Origin of the sequence: Nonomuraea sp. NPDC059007 (assembly GCF_042740555.1) — a bacterium.
GTDB lineage: Bacteria > Actinomycetota > Actinomycetes > Streptosporangiales > Streptosporangiaceae > Nonomuraea.
Genome location: NZ_JBHYJD010000023.1, coordinates 133,335 through 142,054 on the forward strand (window position 1 = coordinate 133,335; position 8,720 = coordinate 142,054).

Annotated in this window: 9 protein-coding genes; 5 read left to right on the plus strand and 4 right to left on the minus strand. The window is 70.1% G+C overall.

The genetic code is table 11. The annotated features are described in order from the left end of the window. Positions 1-2: 2 nt before the first annotated feature. A complete protein-coding gene (locus ACFWY5_RS33065; RefSeq protein WP_379636573.1) occupies positions 3-1,874 on the minus strand; it encodes a protein kinase in 1,872 nt (623 codons plus the stop codon). A 138-nt stretch (positions 1,875-2,012) separates the two neighbouring features. On the opposite strand from ACFWY5_RS33065, the gene nudC reads away from it, so the two are divergent. Continuing rightward, the gene (nudC, locus tag ACFWY5_RS33070) at positions 2,013-2,984 is read left to right on the plus strand and encodes an NAD(+) diphosphatase (protein ID WP_379610499.1); all 972 of its coding nucleotides are present in this window, start codon (positions 2,013-2,015) and stop codon (positions 2,982-2,984) included. Positions 2,985-2,990: 6 nt separating this feature from the next. Here nudC and ACFWY5_RS33075 read toward each other — a convergent pair whose 3' ends face one another. Continuing rightward, positions 2,991-3,239, minus strand: a complete 249-nt coding sequence (locus ACFWY5_RS33075) for a glutaredoxin domain-containing protein (RefSeq protein WP_184968030.1) — start codon at positions 3,237-3,239, stop codon at positions 2,991-2,993. 76 nt (positions 3,240-3,315) lie between these two features. Then, the gene (locus ACFWY5_RS33080) at positions 3,316-4,200 is read right to left on the minus strand and encodes an alpha/beta hydrolase (protein WP_379636575.1); all 885 of its coding nucleotides are present in this window, start codon (positions 4,198-4,200) and stop codon (positions 3,316-3,318) included. A gap of 106 nt (positions 4,201-4,306) precedes the next feature. On the opposite strand from ACFWY5_RS33080, the gene ACFWY5_RS33085 reads away from it, so the two are divergent. From ACFWY5_RS33085 to ACFWY5_RS33100, 4 genes are all read left to right on the plus strand, one after another. Then, a complete protein-coding gene (locus ACFWY5_RS33085) occupies positions 4,307-6,394 on the plus strand; it encodes an ATP-dependent DNA helicase UvrD2 (RefSeq protein ID WP_379636577.1) in 2,088 nt (695 codons plus the stop codon). 86 nt (positions 6,395-6,480) lie between these two features. After that, positions 6,481-7,365: an acyl-CoA thioesterase gene (locus ACFWY5_RS33090; protein ID WP_379610495.1), complete on the plus strand. Its 885-nt coding sequence runs from the start codon at positions 6,481-6,483 to the stop codon at positions 7,363-7,365. A gap of 96 nt (positions 7,366-7,461) precedes the next feature. Then, positions 7,462-7,749, plus strand: coding sequence for a hypothetical protein (locus ACFWY5_RS33095; protein WP_379610494.1), 288 nt, complete (start codon positions 7,462-7,464; stop codon positions 7,747-7,749). Positions 7,750-7,882: 133 nt separating this feature from the next. Beyond that, the gene (locus tag ACFWY5_RS33100) at positions 7,883-8,152 is read left to right on the plus strand and encodes a WhiB family transcriptional regulator (protein ID WP_184968169.1); all 270 of its coding nucleotides are present in this window, start codon (positions 7,883-7,885) and stop codon (positions 8,150-8,152) included. Here ACFWY5_RS33100 and ACFWY5_RS33105 read toward each other — a convergent pair whose 3' ends face one another. Then, complete coding sequence (locus tag ACFWY5_RS33105; protein ID WP_379610492.1) at positions 8,153-8,353, minus strand: hypothetical protein; 201 nt, start codon at positions 8,351-8,353, stop codon at positions 8,153-8,155. Positions 8,354-8,720: the final 367 nt, after the last annotated feature.

Below are 8,720 nucleotides of genomic sequence, written 5' to 3' on the forward strand. Positions count from 1 at the left end.
GGTCACCTCCCTGTGTAGACGTAGATCAGGTCGTCGCGGTCGTCCTTGCCGGCCAGCTCGCCCATCACCCTCTGCGTACGGCCGCGCAGGTCGATGGCGATGATCCGGTGCACCGCCTTGTCCTTGTCCCTGGGCTCGGTGATGATCAGGTGGCTGTCGTCGTACCAGCTCAGCAACGTTCCGCCCTTCGCCCCGAAGACGGCCACGCTCTCCTGGCGACCCCAGTTCTGGGTGTTCCAGAGGCAGAAGCTGCCGCCGCTCGGGCACAACGTCAGGAACGAGGCGCCGGAGGGCGAGAAGCTGCGCCGCCCCCAGAGCTGGCCGACCCAGTGCTTGGTCCACAGCTCGCGCCCGGCCAGGTCGCGGGCCTTGAGACCCCAGCCGCTCTCGCTCCGGTAGTCGATGACCACGCCGGAGGAGTCGGGCAGCCAGGCGTAGATCCGCTCGGCCTTGTCGTCGGTGGGTACGGGAGTGACGCTTCTGGAGACCGGGTCGACCAGCACGAAGCCCAGGGCCAGCTCGGGATCGCCGCCGTCGACGATGCTCAGCAGCAGCCGCTTGGAGTCCGGCGACCAGGTCGGAAGGGCGAGTTTGCCCTTGACCTCCGGCGTGAGGGCGTACTGCTCCTTCGTCTTCCTGTTGACGACCGTCAGCGTGGGCTCGGCGTAGATCGCCAGCCACTGGCCGTCGGGGGAGAAGCCGAGGTCGGCGCCGGGCGTCTTCAGCTTGGTGAAGGTGTCGCCCTCGCGCACGTACGCGTCCTTGCCCACCCGGTAGGCGCTCAGGACGACCGGGTCGTCCGGGCTCTCGTGCAGCGTCAGGCCGATGCCCACGGCCTTGACCGTCTTGGTGGGCTTGGGAGGTGGGCTGGGGTCGGGCGCCGCCGTACGGACGTCCGGGGAAGGCGAGGCGGGACCGGGCGCCGGAGCCGCGGACACGACCTTGGCCGGCGCCGGGGCCGGTCGCGTCACCCGCGCGACGGCGTGCCCGCCCGCGGCCGACAGGACCGCCAGCGCGAGCGCGGCGGCCATCAGCGCCGGCGCCCTGGAGCGGCGCGGCGGCTCCTCCTCCAGCACCGGCGGCAGGTCGGTCAGCATGGAGTGGCCCACGAGCCGCATCAGCGCCTCGCTGGCCGTGGGCCGCGCCGCCGGATCCTTGGCCAGGCACGCCGCCACGATCGCCCGCGGCGGATCGGCCACGCCACCGAGGTCGGGCTCCTCGCGCAGGATGCGGTTCATCGCGGCCGACATCGAGTTGGAGTGGAAGGGCGACTGCCCGGTGGCGGCGAACACCACGGTCGAGCCCCACGCGAACAGATCGGCGGACACGGGGAACAACTCGCCGGCGAACTGCTCGGGCGCCAGGAAGGCGGGCGAGGAGACCTGCTGGGTGGCGATCGCCGACCCCGACTCCACCGCGGCGCCGACCCCCGCGTTGATCACCCGCGGACCGTCCGGCCCGAGCAGGACGTTGTCGGGCCGCAGCGCCCCGTGCGCCAGCCCCGCCTGATGGATGGCGGCCAGCGCGGTCATCGTCGCGATGGCCAGCCGATGCAACGCCGCGCCCCCTAAGGGGCCGTGCTCGATGACGGCCTGCTTGAGGCTGACCCCGTCCACGAACTCCGAGACGACGTACGGCCGCGCCCCCTCGATCCCGGCGTCGAGGACCATCGCGCTGTGGAAGGCGTCCACGCGTTTCAGCCCCTCGGCCCGTTCCAGGAAGCGCTCCGGATCCTCCAGATCGGTATGGAGCAGCTTGACCGCCACCCGCTCGCCGTCCGGGCCGCGTCCCGCGTAGACCACGCCGGCCGGTCCTTCAGCGAGAACGTGCTCCAGCGTGTAGTCCCCGAGTTGCCGCGGGTCTCCTAAAGGCATCGATCGAGAGCCTCCGATCTTCACGATGCTGCGAGCCAATTATGTGGTTACGGGGGATTCGGCCGGAAGTGCGGCGGCGAGGCTTACCCGAACCTGGCGTCGTAGGATGTCTGCGACTTTGGGGAGGGTGTGTCCGGCGTGGATACAAGGGCTGAAGAACAACTGATCGGGCCACTACTGCTGGCGCGCGGCACCATCGACAGGTCCTCGACACTGCGCGGCGATCGCGCGTGGCTGGAACGTGCCTGGGCCGACCCCGCCACCAGAGTTCTGGTCATCAACGACGGCCACACGCTCGTCCGCCGCACCGGCGAGGACGTCGAGGCCGTGCTGTACACGACCGAGGAAGCACCCGAGGGCGAGCGCTATCTGCTGGGCGTCGAGGACGGCACCGCCTACTTCGCCGTCGCCGCGCCCCTGCCGGGGATCGACGCCGAGCTGAACGGCCGGGCGACCGTACCCATGAGCCTGCGCGACACCCCGGAGGGCCAGCCGGTCGTGGCCGGGCTGCGGCAGGTCGGCGGGCTGCTCGGCGACCGGGACGCCGGTCTGCTGGTCTACGCCGTGGCCCTGGAGGCCTGGCACACGACGCACGAGCACTGCCCGCGGTGCGGGAGCCGTACCCGCGTCGAGGGGGGCGGCCACATCCGCGTCTGCCCCGAGGACGGCTCACAGCACTTCCCGCGCGTCGACCCCGCGGTGATCATGCTGATCCGCGACGAGGAGGACCGCTGCCTGCTGGCCCGCGGGCCGCAGTGGCCGGAGGGACGGCTGTCGATCCTGGCCGGGTTCGTGGAGCCGGGGGAGTCGCTGGAGCACGCGGTCGTACGCGAGGTGGCCGAGGAGGTCGGCATCGCCGTCACGAACCCGCGCTACCTGGGCAGCCAGCCGTGGCCGTTCCCGCGCAGCCTCATGCTCGGCTTCTTCGCCGACGCCATCACCACGACGCTCACCCCGGACGCCGACGAGATCGCCGAGGCCAGGTGGTACTCACGCGTCCAGCTCGCCGAGGCGCTGGCCTCGGGCGAGCTGCGGCTGCCGCCGCCGGTCTCGATCGCCAGGCGGCTGATCGAGACCTGGTACGGCGACGAGCTGGTCGGTGACTGGTAGGTACCTTCAGGCGGCCTGGAGGAGTGCCTTCACCTCGCGCGCCGACGGGTTCGTGCGCACGACCCGGCCCTTGGGGGTCTCGATGACGACCGTCGGGACGACCTGGTTGCCGTTGTTCACGCTCTCCACGAACGCGGCGGCGGTGGGGTTCGCCTCGATGTCGACTTCGCTGAAGCTGATGCCTTCGCGGGAGAGCTGAGACTTCAGCCTCTTGCAGGGGCCGCACCAGGTGGTGGTGTAGACCGTCAGCGCCATGAGGGTTCCTTTCGGTAAACAGGCGCTCGGTGCAACAACGCCGGGCGCCCGCGTAATCCCTCGTGATCCGGTGGGGTTAGCCGATGCGCTCGCTGATCCACTGCTGGACGCGCTCGGCCACGCCGGGCTCACGGAAGAGCGGCGCGCTGTGCTGGGAGCCGGGCTGAGTGACGACCGTCACGTCCACGCCCACCTGGCCCAGCATCGTCTTGAGCAACTCGCTCTGCACCGGCGGCACGAACTCGTTCTCCGAGTGCAGCATCAGCATCGGCGCGTCCTTGGCGCTGGCGTGCCAGGGCACCTCCATGCTGGCCCACACCCGCGAGCACTTGCCCTTGGGCTCGCAGCCGCCGGCCAGCCGCATGGCCGCCACGCGCAGGCGGCGCTTGTTGATGTCCGTCGTCTTGGCGCCGTCGGAGAAGGCGCGCAGCGGCGAGATCACCGGTGACAGCCCCACGACGCCCTTCAGGCCGGGCACGCCGTTGCCGTACGTGCCGACGGCCGCGGCGATGTGGCCGCCCGCGGAGAAGCCCACCACCACGAACTTGGCCGGGTCGAACGACCAGCGCCCGGCGTGCTTGCGGGCCACGGCGATCGCGGAGAAGGCGTCACTGCGCTGCGCCGGCCAGGCCTCCTGGCCGGACAGGCGGTAGTTGAGGTTGAAGACCGTGTAGCCCATGTCGGCGTAGGTGCGGGCGATCTCCGTCATGTACCTCTTGTCGCCGCCGGACCACCAGCCGCCGTGGATGAGGAAGACGCCGGGCCGCTTGGTGCCGTCGGCCGTCCACCACACGTCCATGTCCTGGTTGCGCTGGTGGCCGTAGTTGACGCTCTCCGCCGACAGGCCGCCCAGGCCGTTGGAGTCGACCGGGAAAGGGTCCTTCGCCGTCTCGGCGGCGGCCGCCGCCGGTGTGAGCGCGATCGCAGCGGCGAGCGCGCTCGCGAAAACCGCAGTTCGCACGGCCTTCCCTTTCCCCCATGCAGTTGGTCGCGCCCCATTGTGGGGGAATTGACCTGTTCTTTGCATCTCGGTGATGTGAACGGGTGACGGGCGGCATGTTGCCAGAATGGAGCCCTTCACCGCCACCGGCTGGGAGGATGATGAGGTGAACAGCGTGGACGACGTGCTCGCCGGGCTCGACCCGGAGCAGCGTGCGGTGGCCGAGGCCGTGCGAGGTCCGGTGTGCGTGCTGGCCGGCGCGGGCACCGGGAAGACCAGGGCGATCACCCACCGCATCGCCCACGCCGTACGGAGTGGGTACGTCGACTCCTCCAGCGTGCTCGCCGTGACATTCACCACACGCGCCGCCGGAGAGCTCAGGCAGCGGCTGCGCGCGCTCGGCGCGCCCGGCGTCCAGGCCCGCACCTTCCACGCCGCCGCGCTGCGCCAGCTCACCTACTTCTGGCCGAGGGTCATCGGCGGCGACGCGCCGTCGGTGATCGAGTCCAAGCTGCCCGTGCTGCGCGAGGCCTGCCGGATCACCCGCACCAGCCCCGACGTCCTGCGCGACCTGGCCAGCGAGGTCGAATGGTCCAAGGTCGTCCAGATCGCCCCCGAGGACTACACGGCCGCCGCCGCGAAGTTCAACCGCACGCCGCCGGTGCCCGCCGAGGAGATGGCGCGCGTCTACGACGCCTACGAGCAGATCCGGCGCGAGCGGCACCTGGTCGACTTCGAGACCATCCTGGAGCTCACCGCCGCGGTGATGACCGAGCACCAGGAGGTGGCGGCCCAGATCCGCCAGCAGTACCGCTACTTCGTCGTCGACGAGTACCAGGACGTCAACCCGCTGCAGAAGCTCCTGCTCGACACCTGGCTCGGCGGGCGCGACGACCTGTGCGTGGTCGGCGACCCCAACCAGACCATCTACTCCTTCACCGGCGCCAGCCCCCGCTACCTGACCGGCTTCGCCGTCGAGCACCCCGACGCCGCCGTCATCAAGCTCGTGCGCGACTACCGCTCCACCCCGCAGGTGGTCGACCTGGCCAACCTGGTCATCGCCAAGGGCCGCTCGGCCCACCGCCTGGAGCTGATCGCCCAGCGAAAGGACGGCCCCAAGCCCGTCTTCACCGAGCACGACGACGAGCCCGCCGAGGCCGCCGGGGTCGCCCGCGCCATCCGCAAGCTCCTCGACAAGGGCGTGGCCGCCCGCGAGATCGCCGTCCTGTTCCGGGTCAACTCCCAGTCGGAGGCCTACGAGGAGGCCCTGTCCAAGGCCGAGATCTCCTACGTCCTGCGCGGCGCCGAGCGCTTCTTCGAGCGCCCGGAAGTGCGTCAGGCCGTCGTACTGCTGCGCGGCGCCGCCCGCTCGGAGTCCGGCGAACCCCTGGCCGGCGAGGTCCACCACATCCTGACCGGGATCGGGCTCACACCGGCCGCGCCCGGCGGCGGCAAGGCGCGCGAGAAGTGGGAGTCGCTGCGCGCCCTGGCCGACCTGGCCGAGGACATGGCCGCCGACGGGGCCGACCTGCCCGCGTTCGTGGCCGAGCTGGAGCGGCGCGCCGGCGAGCAGCACGCCCCGCCCGTCGAAGGCGTCACGCTGGCCTCGCTCCACGCCGCCAAGGGCCTGGAATGGGACGCCGTCTTCCTGGTCGGCCTCACCGACGGCATGATGCCGATCATCTACGCCGAGTCGGCCGAGCAGATCGAGGAGGAGCGCCGCCTCCTGTACGTCGGCGTCACCAGGGCCCGCGAGCACCTCTCGCTCTCCTGGGCACTCGCCCGCGCCCCCGGCGGCCGCAAGGGCCGCCGCCCCTCCCGCTTCCTCGACGGCCTGACCGGCCGCCCGGCCACCACCGCGCGCGCCGCCGCCGCGCCTGCGCAGTCACGCGAACGCCGGCAGGTGGCCGCCCCCGTGTCCTGCCGCATCTGCGCCCGCAACCTCGCCACCGCGGCCGAGCAGAAGCTGGGCCGATGCTCCAGCTGCCCCGCCGACTACGACGAGGCACTGCTGGAAAGCCTCAAGTCCTGGCGCACCACCACGGCCAAGGAGGCGAAGATCCCGCCGTACGTCGTGTTCACCGACGTGACGCTCCAGGCCATCGCGGAGCGCGTGCCGCGCACCGACTCCGAACTGCTGTCCATCGCGGGGATCGGCAAGGTCAAGCTGGACAAGTACGGCGAGGCCGTACTCGGCCTGTGCCGTGGCGCGTGATTTTCCCGATACGGCGGGCGGGTTCCTGACACGGCGGGTGGCACGTCAGACTTATGGTGATACGGCCAGCCGCTAGGGAGAGACACGTGAACGAGGCGCTGAAGGAGCTGCTCGACCTGCTCGACCTTGAGCAGATCGAGCTGGACATCTTCCGCGGCCGCAGCCCGGAGGAGCGCATCCAGCGCGTCTTCGGCGGCCAGGTGGCGGCGCAGGCGCTGGTCGCCGCCGGGCGTACCGTCCCTGACGACCGCCACGTGCACTCGCTGCACGCCTACTTCATCCGGCCGGGCGACCCCGCCATCCCGATCGTGTACAACGTCGAGCGGGTCCGCGACGGCCGTTCGTTCGCCACGCGCCGGGTGGTCGCCATCCAGCACGGCAAGGCGATCTTCACGATGTCCGCGTCGTTCCACGTGCCCGAGGAGGGCTGGGCGCACCAGGCGGCCGCCATGCCGACGGTCCCCGACCCGGAGACACTGCCCACCTTCCAGGACAAGCTGTACGACCTCGTCGGCGACGAGCCCGGCTGGAAGGACTGGCTGTCCAAGCCGCGCCCCGTGGACGCCCGCTACGCCTCGCCGCTGACCTTCGAGGCGTCCAGGAACCCGGAGCTGATCAGCGCCGAGACCAACGTCTGGTTCCGCTACGACGCGGACCTGCCCGACGACCCACTCCTGCACGTGGTGCTGGCCGCGTACGCCTCCGACTTCACGCTCGTCGACACGATACTGCTGGCGCACGGCCTGTCCTGGGGCACCTCCAACGTCATGGGCGCCTCCCTGGACCACGCCATGTGGTTCCACCGCCCGTTCAGGTCCGACGACTGGTTGCTCTATGCTCAAGAGTCCCCCTGGTCAGGGGGAGCCCGTGGCCTCGCCCGCGGACAGATGTTCACCTCATCAGGAGACCTCGTCGTCTCGGTGGTGCAGGAGGCCATGATCCGCGAGATAAAGTCACAAAATCCCAGGTAGAAAATAAGTTGCCCCTTCCCGGCTTCCCGGTTTAGGGTCATGGTCAAGCGAGTCGGACACTCCTGTCCGACGATCCCGCAACGGAGGTGAGTCCAGGTGATCAGCATCAAGATGTCGGCCACGCAGTGGCTCGCTTCCGCACGTCGTGACTCGGTCAGACTCGCCGATGGGCCGGCCAAGTTCCGACAGGAGCAGTCTGTCTTCGGCCAGGAGCCCGCCTTCTACGCCCACGCCGGGTTCGAAGCCGTCCTGGTTTACGGAGCAGGAGTGGCTCCGTCCGTGCCTGCCGTCGCAGGCGCCCCGAGCATCGTGCCGACTCAGCAGAACACCAAGGGTGGTCTGTGCGGTCCGCAACCCTGGAGGGATGCGCCGGTCATAACCTGACCGGCACACAAGCAGCCCCCAGGCCGCGGATCCGCACATCGGATCCGCGGCCTCTTTGTTTGTCCGTGATCCCCCACCACCTACGAGGTGCCCGAACAAGATCACCGAGATCGAAAACAAGAAGGAGACGCAGATGGGGGCGAAGACGATCATGGACCTGATCGACGAAGCCAAGATCCCCTGCCGTGCCAACCCCGACCTGTGGTTCGCCGAGTCGCCGGAGGACGTCGAGTTCGCCAAGGCGCTCTGCGGTGGCTGCCCGATCCAGAAGGCCTGCCTCGACCGCGCGCTCGAGCGTGAGGAGCCGTGGGGCGTCTGGGGCGGCGAGCTCATCCTCAGGGGGACCGTAGTGCCCCGCAAGCGGCCCCGCGGGCGTCCCCGCAAGCACCCGGTCGCTGCCTGATCAACCGACCTCGTCCCTACTCAAGAAAGGCAACTCACCGAAATGAACATCCTTCCCACCAGGAGCTTTGAAATGCCATATCTGTTCCAGAACATGGTTAACGACCGAATACAAACCCTCCACCGAGAGGCGGAGGAGCAACGCCTGATCAACCGGATCCGCCGAGTAGAGCGTGCCCGGAAGAACGTGCAGCGGGCTCATGACCGGCTGCGTGTGGCGTTGACCCGAGAAGTCTGATCCGGGAGGTCCTGCCGCCGGCGCAGGACCTCCACCGAGGTCTCCTTCTTACCGAAGGGCCCGGGAGCCAAATCGGCCCCCGGGCCCTTCGCCCACTCAACCCCAAACCCCCCAACCACCCCCACCCCCGCAACCTTCCCAACCCCCAAGTCGCCACCCACCCACCCCGGCCGAATCGACCACCTCGGCCAACCACCCACCTCGGTCCCGCCACTGACGGGACCGACCCCGGCCTACCGCCTCGGCCCCGGTGCACGCCCCCGGTTCACGTGATCCCCGGCGCCCCCGCCTCGGCCCCGGTGCACGCCCCCGGTTCACGTGATCCCCGGCG